12 protein-coding genes are annotated in these 19730 nt (G+C 49.9%); 3 read left to right on the top strand and 9 right to left on the bottom strand.

The window, feature by feature from the left end; all coding sequences use genetic code 11:
- Positions 1–155 precede the first annotated feature (155 nt).
- The 5 genes from ABEQ74_RS22865 to ABEQ74_RS22885 form a co-directional block, all read right to left on the bottom strand.
- Positions 156–4274: an S-layer homology domain-containing protein gene (locus tag ABEQ74_RS22865; RefSeq protein ID WP_430124463.1), complete on the bottom strand. Its 4119-nt coding sequence runs from the start codon at positions 4272–4274 to the stop codon at positions 156–158.
- 211 nt (positions 4275–4485) lie between these two features.
- Positions 4486–5481, bottom strand: coding sequence for a Gfo/Idh/MocA family protein (locus ABEQ74_RS22870; protein ID WP_430124464.1), 996 nt, complete (start codon positions 5479–5481; stop codon positions 4486–4488).
- 39 nt (positions 5482–5520) lie between these two features.
- Entirely contained in the window at positions 5521–5847 is a 327-nt protein-coding gene (locus tag ABEQ74_RS22875; protein ID WP_430124465.1) for an antibiotic biosynthesis monooxygenase family protein, read from the bottom strand.
- Positions 5848–6069: 222 nt separating this feature from the next.
- Positions 6070–12162: a phosphodiester glycosidase family protein gene (locus ABEQ74_RS22880; protein ID WP_430124466.1), complete on the bottom strand. Its 6093-nt coding sequence runs from the start codon at positions 12160–12162 to the stop codon at positions 6070–6072.
- A gap of 345 nt (positions 12163–12507) precedes the next feature.
- Positions 12508–13551 (bottom strand): CapA family protein, encoded by a 1044-nt coding sequence (locus ABEQ74_RS22885; protein WP_430124467.1) that lies wholly within the window; start codon positions 13549–13551, stop codon positions 12508–12510.
- A 318-nt stretch (positions 13552–13869) separates the two neighbouring features.
- Here ABEQ74_RS22885 and ABEQ74_RS22890 point away from each other — a divergent pair, with 318 nt between their 5' ends.
- Genes ABEQ74_RS22890 through ABEQ74_RS22900 form a run of 3 tightly spaced genes read left to right on the top strand, consistent with a single transcriptional unit; the run spans position 13870 to position 15528 of the window.
- Positions 13870–14355, top strand: a complete 486-nt coding sequence (locus ABEQ74_RS22890) for an Lrp/AsnC family transcriptional regulator (protein ID WP_430124468.1) — start codon at positions 13870–13872, stop codon at positions 14353–14355.
- A gap of 7 nt (positions 14356–14362) precedes the next feature.
- A complete protein-coding gene (locus tag ABEQ74_RS22895) occupies positions 14363–14986 on the top strand; it encodes a chromate transporter (protein ID WP_430124469.1) in 624 nt (207 codons plus the stop codon).
- Positions 14986–15528 (top strand): chromate transporter, encoded by a 543-nt coding sequence (locus ABEQ74_RS22900; RefSeq protein WP_430124470.1) that lies wholly within the window; start codon positions 14986–14988, stop codon positions 15526–15528. Before ABEQ74_RS22895 ends, ABEQ74_RS22900 begins: the two co-directional genes overlap by 1 nt.
- 172 nt (positions 15529–15700) lie before the next feature.
- On the opposite strand, the gene ABEQ74_RS22905 is transcribed toward ABEQ74_RS22900, so the two are convergent.
- The 4 genes from ABEQ74_RS22905 to ABEQ74_RS22920 form a co-directional block, all read right to left on the bottom strand.
- Positions 15701–16060 (bottom strand): Rieske (2Fe-2S) protein, encoded by a 360-nt coding sequence (locus ABEQ74_RS22905; protein WP_430124471.1) that lies wholly within the window; start codon positions 16058–16060, stop codon positions 15701–15703.
- 105 nt (positions 16061–16165) lie between these two features.
- Positions 16166–17221 (bottom strand): amidohydrolase family protein, encoded by a 1056-nt coding sequence (locus tag ABEQ74_RS22910; protein WP_430124472.1) that lies wholly within the window; start codon positions 17219–17221, stop codon positions 16166–16168.
- Positions 17222–17250: 29 nt separating this feature from the next.
- On the bottom strand, positions 17251–18801 hold the full coding sequence (locus tag ABEQ74_RS22915) for an extracellular solute-binding protein (RefSeq protein ID WP_430124473.1): 1551 nt from the start codon (positions 18799–18801) through the stop codon (positions 17251–17253).
- A 59-nt stretch (positions 18802–18860) separates the two neighbouring features.
- Complete coding sequence (locus tag ABEQ74_RS22920) at positions 18861–19721, bottom strand: carbohydrate ABC transporter permease (protein ID WP_430124474.1); 861 nt, start codon at positions 19719–19721, stop codon at positions 18861–18863.
- Positions 19722–19730: the final 9 nt, after the last annotated feature.

Raw genomic sequence — 19730 nt, forward strand, 5'->3', positions numbered from 1 at the left:
TCTCTATCATAATGAAATTTTATTTCAATTTTCAATAGTTTTTATAAAATATAATTTTATAAATTAGGCAGGATTTTTCTATTGCATGACGTATGGAGACAAAAAAGAAGCCAAACGAGAGCTCCCTCCCATTTGGCTTCAGCTTTAAAATTTATTCAGTTCACGTATTCAAGAAGTTCGATGATCAGCGTCACGGCTTCCGCACGTGTTGCGAATTGCTGTGGTGCAAAGCGGTTGTTACCTACACCGCCCACCAATCCTGCTTCCACTGCAGCTGCTACATAGGGACGAGCCCACGCTTGTATCTCCTTCGCATCTTTAAAAGTCAGCTTCGCCGACGAATCCGGGCTGATTCCGCTAGCGCGAACGATCATCGCTACCAGCTCCGTCCGATTTAGCGGCTTATGGGGGCCGAAGGAGCCATCCTTGTAACCGCTAATAATACCAGCTTCCACTGCTTGTGACACGGCATCCTTCGCCCAATTAGGAATCTTGGCTGCATCACGGAATGAGAGCTGGACAATGTCTTCATTAAGATGCAGCGCGCGTACCAGCATCGTGATGAATTCTGCCCGCGTAACCTGTTGATTGGGCCTGAATGTTCCATCTCCATAGCCGTTAACGAAACCAGCTGCCACAGCCTTATCGATGGCTGATTTGGCCCAGTGACCTGTGGTATCCTTCAGCGCTGGTGGATTCTCTTTACCCACATCCGTACCTGTGTTGCTTCCAGACTGAGAACCTGTACCCGACCCGTTACCCGGGTTCGTTCCATTCCCGGCACCTGGACCGTTCTCCGAGCCTGATCCTGATCCGCTTCCTGAAGCGGAGCCTGAATTACCCGAACCGGTATTGCTTCCCGATCCTGGAGTGGATGTGCCAGGATCTGGTGTACCGGGATTTGGTGTTCCAGGATCCGGTGTCTCAGGACCTGGGGTTCCCGGATCAGGTTTCGGGACAACAGCATCCTTTTTCACAATACCGAATTGATCAATGATAAACGGCTGTGCACCTTTAAGATTTTGGTCAATTTCATAGGTGACCGCAGTCAGCTTGCCGCCATCTATCGTAATGCCGACGAAATTCTGTACCTGGCTGCGTTTCGGTCGCCGATTATCGTTTGGATCCGGACCGTATTTAGCCGCGTGATTTTCTTCCGCACGTTCGAACAGTCCGTAGTATGCATCTCCAAGCTTTTCACTCGGGTTCTTATAATAGACCTTTGGTCCCGCGGTGGCCGGAATCAAATAGATTGTACCATCCGGATTGACCGAATATTCCAGCTTCTCACCATTTAGCATTTCCGTAATTTTCTCTGCCTCTGCCGCTTTTCCGTCAGCTTTGATCGGTTTGGTGCGGGCATAAATATGATCATGACCCTGTAATACCAAATCAATGCCGAGCTCTGCCATTAACGGAGCAATCTTGGATCTGACGCCATTGGCTCCCATAATATCGGAGTCCGTCGCATGATTCGAAGTGGTGTACGGACCCTTATGAATATTAACGATCACCCACTGCGCGCCGGCTTGTTTAGCCTTTTGCACATCTTGTTTAAGCCATTCCACTTGCTCGACCGAGAAATTATCGTACGCGTCCGAATCCTCATTGGAATTCAAAACAACAAAATGCGCGTTGCTGTAATCGTATGAGTAATACGCTCCAGTCTCTGTTGCCGAGTTGTCCGGCTGCTGCACATTGAAATGCTCGATGAAAGCGTAGTTCTCATCCTCATGGTTGCCCGCAGATGGCACCAGCGTTGTATGGAGCAAGCTTTGCTGCGAATACCCTAACAACCAGTTCCACTGTTCTTCCTTGACGCCCTTGTCTACAATATCGCCGTTATGGACGACGAATTGCGCTTCCGGCACGGTAACCAGCGCTTTAGCGAGGGTCTCGGATGAGAGCAAGGCCTCCTCTTCTTCCTTCGCCTGCGTATCGGCCAAATCAATAAACGTGAAGGCACCTTTCTCCGGCGCAGTCTGGAAGGTTCCCGTCTCGCTCCAAACCCCAAGCGCTGCATCCCCTACGCGGAAATAGTAGGATGTGTCAGGCTTGAGCATTGTTGCTTCTGCTTTGTGTACAAGTTCTGCCACAGAATTAGTAGAAGCAGCCGAACGTCCTTGGAACGAAATCCCATTCGTAAAGTCAGGCCCAGCCGCAGACTTCTCCACAACTTGAAGATCACTGTTGGTCACCTGCTGGGAAGTATACCAGGTAAAACCCTTGGACGTTTTGACATCACCATGAAACGTAACCGTTACTTTACTTACTTTTTCCTGAACAGGATCCGGTTTCGTCTCCTTCATAATACCGAACTGATCCACGATAAACGGCTGCCCGCTGTTCTGATTCTGATCGATTTCATATGTTACGGCCGTCAGCTGGCCTCCGTCGATCGTAAACCCGACAAAGTTCTGGACTTTACCTCTGGCAAGGCTGGTTGAATCCCCGTATTTACGGGCATGATTCTCTTCCGCCCGTTCAAACAAATTGAAATACGCATCTCCAAGCTCCGGCTTTTGGTTCTTGAAATAAACCTTGGCCCCTGCGGTAGCAGGAATCATGTAGATGGTTCCTTCCGGTTTAACTGCGTATTCGATGCTCTGTCCATTTAGCGTCTCAGTAATTTTTGTGACATCCTCTGCAGTTCCATCACGCTTGATCGGCTTCGTACGCGCATAGATGTGGTCATGTCCCTGCAGCACCATATCAATCCCAAGCTCGTTCATCAGGGGAGCAATTTTGTTTCTTACTCCATTAGCGCCAATAATGTCTTTGTCAGTTGCATGATTCGATGTTGTATACGGCCCTTTATGGATATTGACGATAATCCACTCTGCGCCAGCTGCCTTCGCCTGCTCCACATCCTGTTTCATCCACGCTACTTGCTCTGTTGAGAAGTTCGCGTACTCGGATGAATTCTCATTGGAGTTAAGCACGATGAAGTGCGCATTGCTGTAATCGTAAGAGTAGTACGCGCCAGTAACTGTCGCAGCATTATCCGGCTGCTTTACATTAAAATGATCATAGAAGGCATAGTTCTTATCCTCATGGTTGCCCGCTGCCGGCACGATGGTTGTGTTCAAGAGACTGGATTGCGAATGGCCCAGCAGCCAGTTCCATTCCTGCTCTGAAGTGCCGTTCTCGACCACATCTCCGTTATGCATAACGAATTTGGCATCCGGGATTGTAGCAAGCGCTTTGGACAAGGTGGCTGCCGACAGACTAGCCTCATCCTCTTCCTTCGCCTGCGTATCAGTCAGATCAATAAATGTGAAGGGACCGCTGACAGGTGCTGTTTGGAAGGTTCCGATCTCACTCCATAAATTCAGACTTTGGTCCCCGACCCTGAAATAATAGGAGGTATCTGCCGTTAATCCTGTCGCTTCCGCTTTATGAACATGCTCACCTGGAGAATTCGAGGAAACGGAAGTACGCCCGCTAAATTCCAGGGCCTGACTGAAGTCCGGGGCACTGCCGCGATTCTCCACAACCTGTACATTACTCCCGGTGGAGCCCAGCGGAGTATACCATGTAAAACCCTTCGAGCATGTCGCATCTCCATAGAAGGTTACTGTAACCTTCGAAATATCAAAGAGTGGCGCCTGTGCTAACGCGGCAAGTTCCATATCAAAATACAGATCTGAGCTGCTATCACTCTGCTGATGAACCTCGACCGCGATTTCGTTGTTGCCGTCCTGTAAATATGCTTTCAGCGGCTCCGTCAGATCGACATCTTTATACACAACAGGGAGGTCCTTGTTTGAGGTCGCCTTTGTGTCATAAGTAATCTCACCTTCAGGCAGACCCATACGTCTGATTTCATGACCATTGACATAAACGACGGCGCCATCATCAACACCAAACGTGCCGAGAATCTGGCCGTAGCCGTCAATTTGATCCTTGTTGACATGAAGATTCGTACGGAAATAAGTTGTGCGGTGTTTGAGCTTCTTGTCGGGACCATAGGAAACTTCGGTATTTAGCGGTCCAAATTCAGCAGTGGATACCCCGCTGCCGTTATCTTTATAACCGAAAGGAGCAAGTCCGGATTCCCAAGTGGAATCATCATAAGTGGCGCGCCATACCGTTGTTAAATCTTGACCCTGATCAAAATACTTCCACTCGGCATTCCGATGCAGCAAAATATCTGGTTGATCCTGTGTAGCAGCTTCTACAACCGCAGGACCTCCGATACCTGCAAAAAATCCTAACACAAGTGCCGTAGATAACAGCATGGATAATAGCTTCTTGTACATGTGATTAATCATTTATTCTCTCCTTTTGTTATGTAGGTGGGTCTGTACCAAGAACCCTCAAACAGCTTCAGCATAACAAAGGGGGATTAATGGGTTGTTATCCCAGCGTAAAACGTATGTAAATAAAGACATGAGAACCTAAATGCTGCTCCTTACTAATCCCAACTAAAAAAGCAGTGCGAGAAAAATCTCTCACGCTGCTTCCTTAAAGCTTCTATTTCGCTTAACCTTCCGACGGGTATTTTAGCCCCCACTGCCCTCGGATCTGGTCCAGCAGCCGCATAATGGCAAGCGACTCATCGAGCGGCATCACATCGCTCTCCAGCCTTCCTTCCAGCAGGCATCGTCCCACTTCATAAGCCTCGAAGCTGTATCCCTTCTCCTGACGGTCATCCGTAATAATCACCGGTTCCTTGCCATCTACATGAAGCGAAGCCGATGTCGCATTCAGGAAAGAAGGAATGTGAATATGCCCGCCCGTACCATAAATGTAAGCTTCATTTGTTAATCCAAGCCGGATCGCCCCGTTTAACGAGGCAGTTTTGCCTGATTCATAGGATAGAATAACGGAGAACTGCTCATCCACCCCCGTCTCGCCAATATGCGAGGTACTCCATATCTTATCCGGATCTGCTCCAAAAACCATAGAGGCAAATGACACCGGGTAAATCCCCGCATCCAGCAGTGCACCGCCACCTAGTTCCAAATTCAGCAAACGGCCTTGCGGATTCCATCCGCTCCGAAACCCAAAGTCGGCTTTCAACAATCGCACATCGCCGATTAGCCCGTCCCTCAGCCATTCGCGTACCTGCCGGATCGAAGGAAGGAAACGCGTCCACATGGCCTCCATCAGAAACAGCCTCTGCTCCCGTGCAGCCGCCACCAATTCCTCGAGTTCATCCCCATTGATCGTGAACGGTTTCTCACACAGGACGGATTTGCCGGCCTGAAGACACATCAAAGCATGATCCCGGTGCAGCGGATGCGGAGTTGCTATGTACACGACGTCGACATCAGGATCCTTCACGAGTTCCGCGTAACTGCCATAAGCCCGTGGTATATCGTATTTAGACGCAAACTCACCTGCATGACTTGCGCTGCGAGAGCCCACGGCCAGAAACTGGGCATTCTCCACATATGCCAGATCGGCTGCAAATTGCTCAGCAATCCAGCCTGTCCCCATGATTCCCCATCTAATCTTGCATGGATTCTGCTCCATAAATCTTCCCCTCTCTTCCTCTCCATGATCTAGCGCTGCCTAAAGTTTGTAGAAGCTGTCCCTCTCCACCCTGCAAATTCGCAAGCCAAAGCTTTCATACCAGTCGTTCCTGCCCCGCTCCTGCGCTACCTGATGAGCGGCATTCTCCTTCCATAAACGAATGGCCTCAAGGGAATCCCAGTAGGATACCGTAATTCCCAAGCCTTCGTCCCGGGCAGACTCCACGCCCAAATAGCCGGGCTGCTGCGCTGCGAGCTCTGCCATTTTGTCCGACATCGCCCCGTACCCCCGATCCCCCGCTGTGCGCTTGGACACAAAAATGCAGGCATAATAAGGAGGTTTTGGTGTATTTGCGTATTCCGTCATTCTTTCTCTTCCTTTCCGGTTACCAGTTTAGCCTTACTTCAGTTTACATCGTATTTGAACAACTTATTAACATTATATCGGAACTTCTCTTATTTCTTAACCTGCAAAAAAACGTCTTTTTCATTAGATTCCAAAGTCAGACCGTAGTTTTTTTAAAAAAACCGCCTCCTTCTTCTGTAATACTCTACAGAAGAAAAAAACGGTTTTCTTGCCCTCTAATCTTTACTTCAGTTTGTGCAACAGGTTATAGATGACCTGCGCGCTTTCCGCACGCGTCGTCAAGCCTTCCGGTTCAAAACGATTCGGAGTGTGTCCCTGAATTAAACCCAGGGCATACGCGGTTTCTACCGCTTCCCGAGCCCACTCTGGGGATGAAGCGAGATCAGCAAATTCGCTGCCTGACCTGATGCTCCCCTGCGGTTGATTCTTCACGTGGTCATATCCACGGACCACCATAGCCGCCATTTCCTGACGCTTAATTGGAGCTTCGGGATTAAAATGCTTTGTGCTGGTTCCGTTCACAATACCTGACTCGGCGGCTGCTGCCACCGCCTCTGCGTACCATTTGCCAGAAGTTACATCGTCAAACGGTGCAGTACTCTCTGCCTGAAGATCAAGCAGACGAACCAGCATTGCTGCAAATTCGGCCCGGGTCACCTGCCGAGCCGGAGCAAAGCGTTCCATGCTGACCCCTTCAACAAGCTGCTTCGCGGCTAACTCACCAATCACATCCGCAGCCCAGAACGAGGCTTTCACATCGACAAATGTTTTCTCATAGTTGAGCAAGCCGTATGCGCTGAAATGCCTGATCTCCCCGATTATTCGACCTTCTCTGTTCAAGCCGTCAATATACTCCAACGCACCATTGTCAGAAATATAGTACATGGAGGTTCTTTTGCCACCAGCATCTGTTGGCAGCGGTAATTCAAGCATGATGGGTTGTGCGAATTCAGTTAAGCTAAATGCTTGGCCATCCGCCGTGATCCATTGCAGCTGGAACTCCAATACATCTCCCACAGCCGTCAGTTTAGCTCCGGAGATGCGGGCAGCTTGCGTTAGCCGCTGCTTTAACTCAGCATTCGATAATGTGGCGGCGCTCAGTTTTATCGTCACCGTCTCAAGCTGATCAGCCTTTGCAAGACCACCCACCTGACGAAGCACTTCAGAAGGAATTGTAATAGCCATATTACTCGCTTCTATACGAAGGGAGCCATTTTCCCTCAGAATGTCAGCTGCATTTCCTGGCAGCGTGATATCCGTAAAGTTTCCATTCAACTTTATGATAGCCTGTCCATTCGACAGCTTGGCTGCCAGCTCGCTCGCCGAAAAGGTGATGCTGCCTGATGGCGGTGTTACCGATGGTGGCGTCACCGGAGGTATTACAGGTGGTGTTACCGGCGGTTGGACCGGTGGGTTTACCGGAGGCTCGGGTCCTGGATCGGGTTTGCCCTCATCAACCATTCTCACCTGCAAATCATATACCGCTTTGAATCCTTCGTAGGTCGCCGAAATCACGGTCGTCCCTTCTGCCAATGCTAGGACTAAACCCTGTTCATCAATGGAAGCGACCTCGGGCTTGCTGCTCTCGTAAGTTATACCATCGACCAAACGGATACGACTGCCATCGGAATAAACCGCCTCCGTAACAGTCTGATCCGTATCCCCCACCTTCAGCTCTGGTCTGCCGGTCAGGGTAATCGATTCAACGCTTCCCTCTGGCACTCGGTCCACCGTAATCAACACATCTGCATAAACATCCGGTGCGACCGTGCTGGTTGCTCTAACAATCGCACTGCCGATATTTTGAGCTGTTACAATTCCGTCTAGCGATACATCGACAACATCCTCCGCAGGTTCGGATTGGTACACAGACCACAACACCGTCCGCTCAGCCCCGCTTGGCTTTACTTGGACGCTTAAAGGACGGCTCTCGCCGACGGCAAGGCTCAGCTGATCAGGCTCTATGATCAACTGCTCCGGCCCCGGTTTCGTAACCGATTTCGTCAGTGTGAATTCATCCACGACCCTGCCGTTAATCGTTTTGGTTACAAAGTGAAGCTCGTCTCCCTTCACTTCCACGGAGGCATACATCTGCGCCGGTTCATCATCGACTACCTCATGCCAGCCCCGCTCCGTGTGGGAGTAGAATTTAGGCCCCGACGAACCAGCAACAACGTAGGTTGTGCCTATTCCGTCATCTGCAATTTGGTTATTCATCATCGGGAAGGTACGAATATAGATATGATCATGCCCGTTCAATACGAGATCCACACCGAACTCCTCAAGCACTGGCGCCCACAAGCTGCGTACCTCAGCGGAATCATAGATGCTTCCATACGGCCCACGGTGGAACATCGCGATAGTCCAATCCTTGTCATTACTGGCCAGATCCTGCTGAAGCCACTTTTTCTGATCTTCCAGCTGATACTCGCTGTTCAGCATAATGAAATGAATATTCTTGTAGTCAAAAGAGAAATTGGTTCCCTTCAGACTGTCCAGACCATTGCCCGGCTGATTGAAGTGAGCAAGGAAGTCCCCGTTCTCCTTGGTTCCCATCACTTCATGGTTTCCGATAGCTGACACAAGCGTCGTATGAAGGAAATGTTTCTGTGCTTCTTCAAACCAGTAATTCCATTGTGCCTCCAAGAACCCCTTATCCACCATATCGCCGGCATGCACCATAAACTCAGCATCAGGGTGCTCGGCTGCCGCCTTATCGATCGTCTTCCCCCACAACTCAAACTCTTTAGCAGAGGATGCCTGTGAATCAGCAAAATACAGAAATTTTGTCGTATCTCCTGTTAGTTCGGTTGTTCTAAAAGAGCCTTGCGTGCTGTAATGACCTTGTCCATCACCGACACGATACACATATTCCGTACCTGGCTCAAGACCAGCTACCGTTGCCTTATGGACACGGACGGTGCCCAGATCCAGCGTATGGTACAGCTCGCTGTTACCAACGAATTTCTGGATATTCCCCGCAGCGAAGTCCGTAAATTCTGATTGCTTGGCCAATTCCACAACAGTATTTTCCGTGGCTGGATCTGTATGCCAGTTCAGCATCCTTGACGTAGCTGGATCTTCGCCCATGCCTACGCTGATATTGGATGGAATCGGGTTTCCAGAAAGCGGCGAAACCTTGAACTCCAAGGCCGGGCTATATTGATTATTCTTCACGGCCTGTACTTCGTACGTCTTTACCTGAGATGTCAGCGTTCCCGTCTTCAAAATGCCTGCTGCATCTGTCGTTCCAACCGCTGCTCCATCAGCCATAATCATAGCACCTTCGACAGGCTGACCCTGTGCATCGGTTACGGTGAACTCGGTTTCGTACCCCTGCACCGCCCCCTCCTCACTCCAGCTAAGCGCATAATGCGTAGCAATCTGCGAGTTTAGCGGAAAACCGTAGAATGAAAATTCGGTATTACCCGAATCAGCAAAGGACACTCCACCGGACGTAAGGGAAATCACGCTGCTTCCGGTTGCGTTCTTCTTCACGTCATACCCGATTTGTCCAATCCAATCTGTATCCTGTAGAGAAGCGGTGTGAATGTCCTTCCAGGTCACTCTGACCTTCCCTGTAGTAGGGTCAATGCTTGCGCTAATCTGGGAAGGACTAAGCTTGTCTCCTGGTATAAGCTGCAGATTCTTCACCTTGGTTGGATCGAATTGAAATTCCAGATGTCCGCTGTTTATTAAGGATGTTTTTACTCCCCTAATGTCGACAGTATAGCTGCTGCCTGCGTAGACTGTATCCGGTGTGCCATACACTACCTTGGCAGCATCCGTGTTTACCGTGAAATGCCATTCCTCAGTCGTTTGGTTGCCGGAAAGATCACGGACGGTTACTTTCGCCTGATGCACGCCATCGGCAAGCGGAACACTCGGCGTGTAATAGATCTTCCCTTCCGGCGGATACAGAGTATGCTGTACCAACCTGCCGTCCAGGTAGAATCGGATTCTGTCCGGATCGATCAGCGTCGTTCCAGGATGTAACTCAGGATCATAGCCTGCATCCTCCGCGTAAACGGTAATGGTCGGCGTATTCACCTTGATCTCTTCACCGTCCGCAGGCGAAAATTTCATCAATACCGGCGGATCAATATCATCATCTGCCGGACCATATAATGCACGTATCTCATCAACGTAGATAACCCCGGCATCCTTCTTCGCGGCCTGAGGCTCCATATAACGAACAGGCATGTCCATCTTCAGAGGAAGGGTCCTTCCCTTGGGCACGGAGGCTTCAAGATACTTCCACCCTTTGAAATCAACACCGATGCTCTGATCGGTAAAATCGAGTGGTATATTGCCCTTGCTGTCATAGATCTGGGCGCGGAGCCAATGCCCATTGCCATCACCATACACCCACATGCTAATCTTCTCTGGATAACCCGGAATTTCGATATGATCCCCGGTCCCCTTCGCCTGCAGATAGGCGCCAGAAGTACCCGTCGTTCCGGTAAAATCATATTCCAGTTTTAATGCTCCATTTCCTGATCGAATGTAGGTCTCGTCGGTCTCAATGGATACCTTGGTTGACTTATACTGGGCTCCGGCACTCGGAAGATAACGGTCAAGCCCATTCTCGAAGTCCTCCAGCATGACGGGAGGAATTCCCACATTCACATCCATTGATGTCTCCACTTGACCGTACTTCACGAAGATTTTACCGCTGACATCCTGTTTATCCGTTGCGGTGATCACGCCGTCACCGTCAATCGTACCGATCTCTCCTTCCGTTCGCCACTCCAAGCGGTTATTGTCTGCTTGCACCACTTGTCCATTGCGAAGCGCAATGACCTTAAGCGTCTCTTTAGAACCCGAAGTGAGGGTTTTTACGACATCGGGAAATCTGAGCTCTGTGAGCTCGTCCACCACCTCAACCTTAGCTGTTCCGGTTAGATTGCCGGATTGCACCGCAATCTCCGTTAGCCCGGCAAGTTCCCCGGTCTTGAGAGTGCCGCTAGAGTTAATGGTTCCATAAGCTGGGTCGATACTCCACATCAATGACTCAGTCACCTTGGCCGGATGCAGATTCTCATCCACCGCTGCCGCCTTAAAAGTAGCAGAGGAGCCTGTCAACACTCTCTCCAGTGTGGGAGCCACGACCAGTTTATTTGCTGCTCCTTCAGGAGCCTTGTTCACCAGTAAAATACCGTTGGCCGTCTTGCGTTCTCCGCCATCAGATGGCGAGTTGAGCACCTTCCCCATCGATTCTCCAGGCAGACGCGCAACGAATGTAGCCGAACCGCCACCATCCAAATTCAGCGCGTTAACCACACCCAGCTCTTTCAGCATTTCGCCGAGCTGTATGTAGCTAAGCCCTTCACTGAAGCCGGGCTGACGGCCATCAACTTCAAACAGCACGACCGATCCGTCCGCTTTGGTGCCAACCACGGTTCGTGGATGTATGGCTGGATCGGTATGCTGCTGAACGGCGCCATCCTGTACCAGCATCACATTACCGCCGATAGCCATCGTGACGTCCTTCCAAGTTTCTTCAAGCGCGAAGCTCGCGGTCACTTCGTCACCTGGTTTTAAACTGGCAAGCTTGTTTCGCTGCGACCCTGAAGCTGACAACACCACTTGATTTTTTCCGATAGGAGAGTTCCCCTGATCCTTTAGAATGGAGGCCACTCTCATCGTCATGGTTTCCCCGCTGGCGGTTCTGCCACTTACGATATCCAGGATAACCTCGTCGCCAAGATTATTGGTCATCGTTGTGGTATGGAATTTCTCAGTATATAGAACAAGAGCGTCCGTCCCTCGAAGACGGTTAATGGATGATAGGCTGCTTAGGGTTCCGCCTATCGAAACGTTTTTCGTCAATTTCGGACTTCCGAACAAAGTAGTTCCATCCTGCTTGATTCCGAATGCCAGCCGTCCATTAGGCGGATCAGTCAGAAACTCCCCATCCCCCATGAACAATCCAAGCGGAATCCCCGTGGACATATCATAAAAATCCCCGTTTACTGCGGCAATGACACGGTTGCCCTCCTTGTCCGCCGCAGATGCCATGCTGCTGACCCCTTGCATGCCGTATACCTTGCCATCCGTGAGTCCGGCCTGAAGCTCTAGACTCCCTTGCGAGGGGTGAAATTCTACCATGTGGATCTTCTGTTCACCACTGCCCTTATTCATATTTGCCCACGTGTATGTAGCCCCTGGCCCAATCTCCGTCTGACGTATATCAATAACCGATGACGAGGCGCCAGGATTAGCAGAAGCAGCAGATAGTCCTGTAGGAAACAGAAGCGATAGAAACATCACTCCGCTAAGCAACGATGATATTTTCTTTTTGTTTCGAAACATGTACATGAATTCCTCCTTCTCTATGCTGGGGATCTAATTTCTCCCTTCTGTGTCTTTCAAGAATGAGAGACCTACTCGGGAGTATAACGTTTACTTGTTAATTCCACCTCCAATCTGTATTAACAAGAAGTTAATTTACTCCCTCTATCATATTGAAACTTTATTTCAATATTCAATATATTTTGTAAAATTTTATTTTAATTTTTGGCAGGAATTTTCTCTTGGGTGCCGTAAGAGATGGTTTCCCTTCTCCTTTCCTGGATGTTTTTCCGTATTATCCACACGGAAATCAATCTCCCAACCAAAAAAACTGCAGCCCTTAGCTGCAGTTTTTCAAGTAATCTGTTATTTTTTTGGAGTGACGTTGCCATTCGCATCAATCTTCGCATTATATGAAAGCTTGTTCAATTTCGCGATGATTTCTTTATTATACTTTTTATCCATCAAGTTCGGTTGACCACTAATAATTTTCACAGGTGTTATCCGGCTTGTGATCTTGGAACCTTGGATATCTATATGCACCATCATGGATTGCAGCGATATATCCCCGCCCCGAGTGGAGCGGTTAAATACGAAATTACCGAGTGAGTAATAAATGGGTTTGCCCTTGTAATATTCAATGCCCATCAAGGTATGGCTATGGGAACCGATAATGATATCCGCACCGGCATCAATCATTTCCTTTGCCATCTTGCGTGCATAATCTTCGGGATAATCCGCAAATTCCTGGTTCCAGTGTATGTACACGATCGTACAATCATTCGTTTTGGCCGACTTTTTAATATGACTCAGCATCGGCTCCATCGTGTAGGCCGAAGCTGCGCCGGGATGGTTCTTGCCGGCAATCCAGGAATTGTCCGAGAGCACCCGGCTGACGCCTAATACCGCTATTTTTTTACCGTTTATTTTCTGCACATAAGGCTTGAAGGCCTCGTCTATCGTACGTCCTGCACCTGTATACCCGATCTTCTGGCGATTCAGATGTGTGATCGTATCCAGCATAGCCTGCTGCCCATAGTCCAGAATGTGGTTATTAGCAAGTGTAACACCATCGATCCCAGCATAAACCAGGCCTTTGAGGGTATCCGGCTTGGAACGGAAAGCAAAGGTTTTCTCCGCTGCCTTTCCTCGAATGGACACCGGGGTTTCCAGATTGGCAAAAGCCATGTCCGCCTTTTTCAAGATAGGAGCTACCTTTTTAAACGGGAATTCATTTCCGAATCTATCAATCTGGCTGCCGACAAATCCGTCCAATAATATATCACCAGCAAAAACCAGCTGGATCGGTTTGTCACCTGCAGTCTTCTTTCCTTCCGTGCCTGCCGCTGAAACGATGCCCATCGGTAAAATCATGGCAATCACCAGAATAAGTCCTAATAACCTCTTCATACGTATACCGCCTTTCCACTCATATCTCCTATGAATCTAGTATTTCCCTCAAACATCCTATCACATATGGATATAAAAGGGTAATTACACAAAGGGAACCATAAATTAAATCAAGCGCAGAGGATTATTATCCCCCTACTTGTATATAGTCATAGACTTAAATAAGGGACAAAAAGTTTCATTTTTTTGGTGTATATTGAAAACATCATTAATCCCCTATATATTTAAACTTATCGTCATTAACAGGAGCGATGAGATTACGTTTTGCAGCAAATAATCAGGGTAATGGTTACATATAAGTAAAAGGAGCTGCAATTCATGGATACAGATACTCACTCTATTGGAGGGAAATCAGCCATCATGGATGATACGGACCGCAAGATTATCGCCATTCTTGGCAAGAATGGTCGAATATCCTATACGGATTTGGGGAAGGAAATCGGATTATCCCGGGTTGCCGTACAGGTCAGAGTCAACGCCCTGATCGATGAAGGCGTCATTGAAGGATTCGCGGCGGTTATCAATCCGGAGAAAGTCGGGATTTCGGTGTCTGCTTTTTTTAATGTGGAGGTCGAGCCCAAATATTTGCAGCAAGTGGCGGATACGCTTGAACATGAACCGCAAGTCACAAGCCTCTATCATATGACCGGTCCAAGCAAATTGCATATGCATGGGCTGTTTACTGATCATCATGAAATGGAAATGTTTTTACATGAAAAGCTCTACCTGCTCCCGGGCATTACAAGCGTAGATACACAAATCTTAATCAAGCGTTATAAAAGTCGGACGGGTATTAGACTCTAGACTACAAATGACTTCGACAGAAAGGAATCCTGCCTTGAATGATAAAACCAGCAATCCATACGTAGAATTAATACTCGGTATGTTTCGAACCGGAATACTCGGTTATGGCGGCGGTCCTTCCGTTATTCCGTTGATTCATCATGAAGCGGTCATTCGTTATAAATGGCTCAGTGACGATGAATTCGGTGAAGTACTCGCCTTGGCCAATGCCCTTCCGGGTCCCATCGCCACGAAGATGGCAGCCTATCTTGGTTATCAGAAAAAAGGGGTCCTCGGCGCCGTGGTGGCCGTTCTCGCGCATATCTTTCCGACGAGCATTGCGATGATTGCGCTATTGTCAGCGGTGACTTTTCTCAGCAGTTCCAAGATCGTCGCCGGCATGATCGCTGGCGTTACACCAGTCATTGCCGTCATGCTGGGAACGATGGCTTACGAGTTTGGCGAGAAGGCCGTCAAAGGTCTCGGCATCTATGTCGGCATCGGATTTTTCGTCCTGTCGTTCCTTCTGCTGGAGAGCATTCAAATTCACCCAGCCATCGTTATTTTACTGTTCCTTGGTTACGGCACCGTGCATTTCAAATTCGTAGCGAAGTTAAAAAAACAAAGACGGGATAAGGAGGGCTCCGCTTAATGGAAGAATGGCTTCAGCTTCTGATCAGCTTTTTTGTCTCCAATGTCCTCGGATACGGCGGCGGTCCCGCTTCGATTCCGCTCATGTATAAAGAGATCGTCACGAATCACGGCTGGCTCTCCGATACGGACTTCTCCAACATGCTTGCCCTGGCCAATGCGCTGCCCGGACCGATCGCTACCAAGATCGCCGCATTTGTCGGATACGGCGTATCCGGCTGGATGGGCATGATCCTTGCTCTTGCAGCGACAGTCGTACCTTCCGCTGTAGCCCTCGTCTGGCTGTTGAACCTGCTGCAAAAACATCGCAATTCGCCGGTCGTTAAGGGCATGACACTGTTGGTTCAACCGGTCATCGCCATCATGATGCTGACCCTGACGTGGCAGATCGGCAAAAGTTCCGTGATCTCCATTGGCCTCCTGCAATCCCTTGGTATCGCGGCCGTTGCCTTCTGGGCCATGAATATCCGCAAAATCCATCCGGCACTGGTGATTCTGGCGGCATTTGCTTATGGAGGACTTGTGTTGTCGCAGGTGGTGTGAGAAGATTTTCATGTACAACATTACATCGCAATATATGGATGACCATCCATGTATAAAAAGCGAGTGCCCTAAGCTAAGCCTTGGGCACTCGCTCTTTTTCTATTTGCAAACCGGAGCCATCAAGAATTGTGACCTGCTGAGCCGTAGGAAACTTTAACAGCCTGATGAGTATCTATTTCCTCCCCATCACCACCCCTACCTTGCCCTCATGGACCTCCACCTTATACTTCTTCACCCGGATACGGTCACTGAAGAGCGACTTGCCGGTTTGCAGGTCGAACTCCCAGCCATGCCAGGGACAGCGGACAATCTCGCCGGCTCTGCCGTATTCGTAATCATATACTTCCGAAGGAAGCGTCGTGCCGGAGACCAGTCCCGCGCAGATCGGTGCTCCCTGATGCGGGCAGTAGTTGAGAATGGCGTGATACTCGCCATTTATTCGATAGATGCCGACCTCGCGTCCGTCGATATCAACGACGGCGCAGCCACCCTCCGGGATAGCATCCTCCGCCATCACATAATGCACTGCCATATGTGACCTCCTTTACTAGCAAAGCAAACGGTTTTTGTACGACCTCTGGTCCAGGAAATCCCGCATCGGGTCTGGATCGAAGTGTCAGCTTCCTCTTCCATTTCCTCAATCCAGACGATACAGCTGCTTCGCATTCTCATAAAAGATCTTCCGTCGCGCTTCCGGCTTCAGGCCGCGCAGGATATGGCCCGGCGAATCGAAATCCCAATGCGGGTAGTCGCTAGAGTAGAGCAGCATGTTCTCGGCGTCAATCATATTGAACAGATCGATGAGATGCTGCGGATTGTCCGGCTCCTCAATCGGCTGCGTCGATAAATAACAGTGATCCCGGATGTACTCGCTCGGCATTCTCGTCAGCCAGGGCACGGTGGAGCGCAGCGCCTTATAATTTTTGTCCAGCCGCCACATTAAGCCTGGCAGCCAGGCTACTCCGCCTTCAACCAGTACGACCTTCAGATTCGGGTACTTCACGAATACACCCTCGCAGACCATGCTCACCAGATGTGCCATGAACATCTGGGAGAGACAGGTGTGCCACTCGATGTAGCGGGTCGGGTAGCCGGCCGCAGTGGGAGCTGTTGAGCTCCCGCCGCCTTCTGCTCCCGGATGGATCGCGACCGGAAGGCCTTTACGCTCCGCCGCTTCGTAGATCGGATGATAATGGCGCTGACCCAGCGGTGAACGCGCTGCACTGGAGATCATTACCTCCACGATCTCCGGATGGCCGCCGATCCGATCGATCTCACGTGCCGCCAGCAGCGGGTCCTGGGTGGCTACCGCCATGGCTCCCTTGAACGCCTTATGCTTGCCAAGCCACTCGGCAACCAGATAATCGTTATAAGCCGAGCAGATCGCGGCCGCATAATCCGGATCATGGGTAGAGGAGATATTGTAGACGACGCCCGTCAACACGGCATAGTCCAGATTGTAGCCTTCGATCAGCTGCTTGATCATATAATCGGGATCGGAGCCGGCTTTGCCTCCTCCCGGGGGGATCGAGTCTTTTTTCATCACGCCGATCGGCGAGTAATAACCTGAGCCTGCATAACCGATGCCGGATGCGGCAACACGGGAGCGCCAGGGCTCCTGCAGATATGGAAGCAGTGCCCTGTCGTCCTGCTCGTTATGAACGTCGACATCGATAATTTTCATATCGTCCATTCCCTGATTCCTCCATTTCCACTTGCGGATTACTTGCCGCCATATGTGCGCGTATAAGCGTTGTTATACATGGCAAGGAGTTCATCGGAGCCGAGTTTTTTGGCCTGGTCAATAAATTGCTGATAGGTAGTATCGTTAATCGGCGTTTTGCCGGTTACAAACTCCGTCACCTTCTGCTCAAGGAATTTGTTCAGATTGTTCAGCTTCGATTTCTCAAGCTCCAGCTCTTCTTCTGTCTTCACGATCTGTTTCGGTGCGGGAATAATGTACTGCTCATACCTTGCATTAATATCCTTGCTCTTCTCACTCAATCCGCGCTCCCATACTTCGCGGGATTTGGCATTATTCAATGTAATCAGGTCATACCATACGCCCCAATCCTTACGCAGCGCATTAAACGGAGACTCGCCGAAATCCTTGTTATATAAGGCTTTTCCATCCTCCATGGTATAGGTTTTGCCTTCAATGCCCAGGGATAGATAATTCGTTCCCTCTTCGCTGACTAAGTAATCAAGAAACTGGACCGCGCGCTCCTTATCCTTCACCTTGGCCGAGATGGCCCGACCAACAGTGCCAACAACCGGACGGGAGAACTGATAGTTCTTGATCCCTTCGGCGGCAAAGGAAGGAATCGCATCCAGCTCGTATTCCGCCGTCCCGGCTCCCCGCGCTTTCGCTACGAGCGACTCCAGATCAGCCTTCCAGAAGAAGGTCACCAAGGATTTGCCGGTAAGTATCCGTTCCTCCCATTGCGCTTGTGTCAGCAGCGAAAATTCCGGATCCAGTAATTTTTCCGCATACAGCTTATTCAGATACACCAGCATATCCTGATAATTCTCATGGTAAGGTGCGAAAGCATATTGATCTGTGGTCGGATCCAGATTGTAGAAGCCGCTGATGCCTGTGAAGATACGCCCAAAGGTTGTATACAGCCCCGTATCGCCCACGATCGCGTTTGAGATGAGCGGATAGGAACCCGGAACTTTTTCCTTAAACAATTTCAGATACTGATAAAATTCATCCACCGTGCTCGGCGCCTGTATCCCGTGCTGGTCCATAATGTCCTTGCGGGCATACCAGATAAAGTTGAAGCCCTTGCCCTCCGCATCCCCTTCCAATACGGGTACGGTATACAAGCCTCCGTCCGTGCCCGTTGCCAGCGCCTTGGCTTCAGGATATTTGTCGTAAAAGGCTTTCAGATTCGGCGCCCGATCCAAGTAATCATTGAGATTCAGGAACACCTTCTCCGGTCCATGCTCCCTGCCGTCCTGCGTCGGCACCTGGATAAAATCCGTGGCGGTATTTGTGGCAATCATGATCTGCCTCTTCTCCTCAAGCCCCTCCTGGCTCACGATCTGGAACTTCACTTTGACGCCCGTCTTCGCCTCGATCTCTTTGAAAATCTCCCAGTCATCCCGAACCTTGCCCTCGACCCGGTCGTATACCAGCCAAGAAAAAGTAACCGGTTTGTCAGGACTTAACGTTCCCGAATCATCCTTGCCCCCGCCGGAGCATCCCGCAACCAGCATCGCGCTGAGCAGGATCATGGCAAGCGCAGTTCTGAACCCCTTTCGCCTCATTCCCTAACCTCCCTTTTATCTTCACAACGTATAGAGACGGATTTGCTTGAAATCCATAACTACCCCTTAATACCGCCAATCATCGTGCCTTGTACAAAGTATTTCTGGATAAACGGATAGACGCATAGGATCGGCAGCGTACCGATCATGATCATGGCGTATTTCAACGTCTCCAGATGCGTCAGGTCTCCCTCGCCCTGCACATTCGTACCGGCGATCAGGATGTTGCGCATCATAATCTGCAGCGGGTACATCTCCCGGTCATTCAGATAGATCAAAGCGCTGAAAAAAGAGTTCCATTGATTCACGGCCGTGAACAGGCCGATCGTGACCATCACTGGTACGGATAAAGGCAGCACGATCCGCACCAGAATCTGCATGGACCCGCATCCGTCGATGGCAGCCGCGTCCTCAAGCTCCTCCGGCAGCGCCTCGAAGAATGTCCGCATAATGAACAAGTACCATGTGCTGATCAGAGACGGGAGGACGATCGCCCAGATCGTGTCCAGCATCCCCAGCTTCTGAACGATCAGGAAGGTCGGAATCATCCCCCCGCTGAAGAGAAGTGTAAACGCCGCCATCAGCAGAATCGCTCTTCGGCCCGGAAGCCACCGCTTCGCCAGCGGATACGCCATCGCTGAGGTTGCAATTAACGTTAGCAAAGTATGAAGGAATGTGTACCGAATGGTATTCCAATAACTGACCCAGAGATCGGGGTTATATATGAGCTGTTCATAAGCGATCAGCGTAATCTTTTTCGGCCATAGCAGGACTGATCCGCTCGCAACCATGGCATTGTTGCTGATGGAAGCCGAGAACACGTACACCATGGGGTAGGCCATCACAATGATCAGCACAATCATGAACAATACATTAAACATGTCAAACAGCTTCGAGGCGAAGCTTTCCTGCTTTTTCATGGCGCACCT

The organism is Paenibacillus solani (assembly GCF_050475945.1).
Classification (GTDB): Bacteria; Bacillota; Bacilli; order Paenibacillales; family Paenibacillaceae; genus Paenibacillus_AQ; species Paenibacillus_AQ solani_A.

Bases quoted from the DNA above. Each gene is read 5' to 3' on its own strand.
- ABEQ74_RS22865 (WP_430124463.1), bottom strand. From the start codon at position 4,274: ATGATTAATCACATGTACAAGAAGCTATTATCCATGCTGTTATCTACG.
- ABEQ74_RS22870 (WP_430124464.1), bottom strand. From the start codon at position 5,481: ATGGAGCAGAATCCATGCAAGATTAGATGGGGAATCATGGGGACAGGC.
- ABEQ74_RS22875 (WP_430124465.1), bottom strand. From the start codon at position 5,847: ATGACGGAATACGCAAATACACCAAAACCTCCTTATTATGCCTGCATT.
- ABEQ74_RS22880 (WP_430124466.1), bottom strand. From the start codon at position 12,162: ATGTTTCGAAACAAAAAGAAAATATCATCGTTGCTTAGCGGAGTGATG.
- ABEQ74_RS22885 (WP_430124467.1), bottom strand. From the start codon at position 13,551: ATGAAGAGGTTATTAGGACTTATTCTGGTGATTGCCATGATTTTACCG.
- ABEQ74_RS22890 (WP_430124468.1), top strand. From the start codon at position 13,870: ATGGATACAGATACTCACTCTATTGGAGGGAAATCAGCCATCATGGAT.
- ABEQ74_RS22895 (WP_430124469.1), top strand. From the start codon at position 14,363: ATGACTTCGACAGAAAGGAATCCTGCCTTGAATGATAAAACCAGCAAT.
- ABEQ74_RS22900 (WP_430124470.1), top strand. From the start codon at position 14,986: ATGGAAGAATGGCTTCAGCTTCTGATCAGCTTTTTTGTCTCCAATGTC.
- ABEQ74_RS22905 (WP_430124471.1), bottom strand. From the start codon at position 16,060: ATGGCAGTGCATTATGTGATGGCGGAGGATGCTATCCCGGAGGGTGGC.
- ABEQ74_RS22910 (WP_430124472.1), bottom strand. From the start codon at position 17,221: ATGGACGATATGAAAATTATCGATGTCGACGTTCATAACGAGCAGGAC.
- ABEQ74_RS22915 (WP_430124473.1), bottom strand. From the start codon at position 18,801: ATGAGGCGAAAGGGGTTCAGAACTGCGCTTGCCATGATCCTGCTCAGC.
- ABEQ74_RS22920 (WP_430124474.1), bottom strand. From the start codon at position 19,721: ATGAAAAAGCAGGAAAGCTTCGCCTCGAAGCTGTTTGACATGTTTAAT.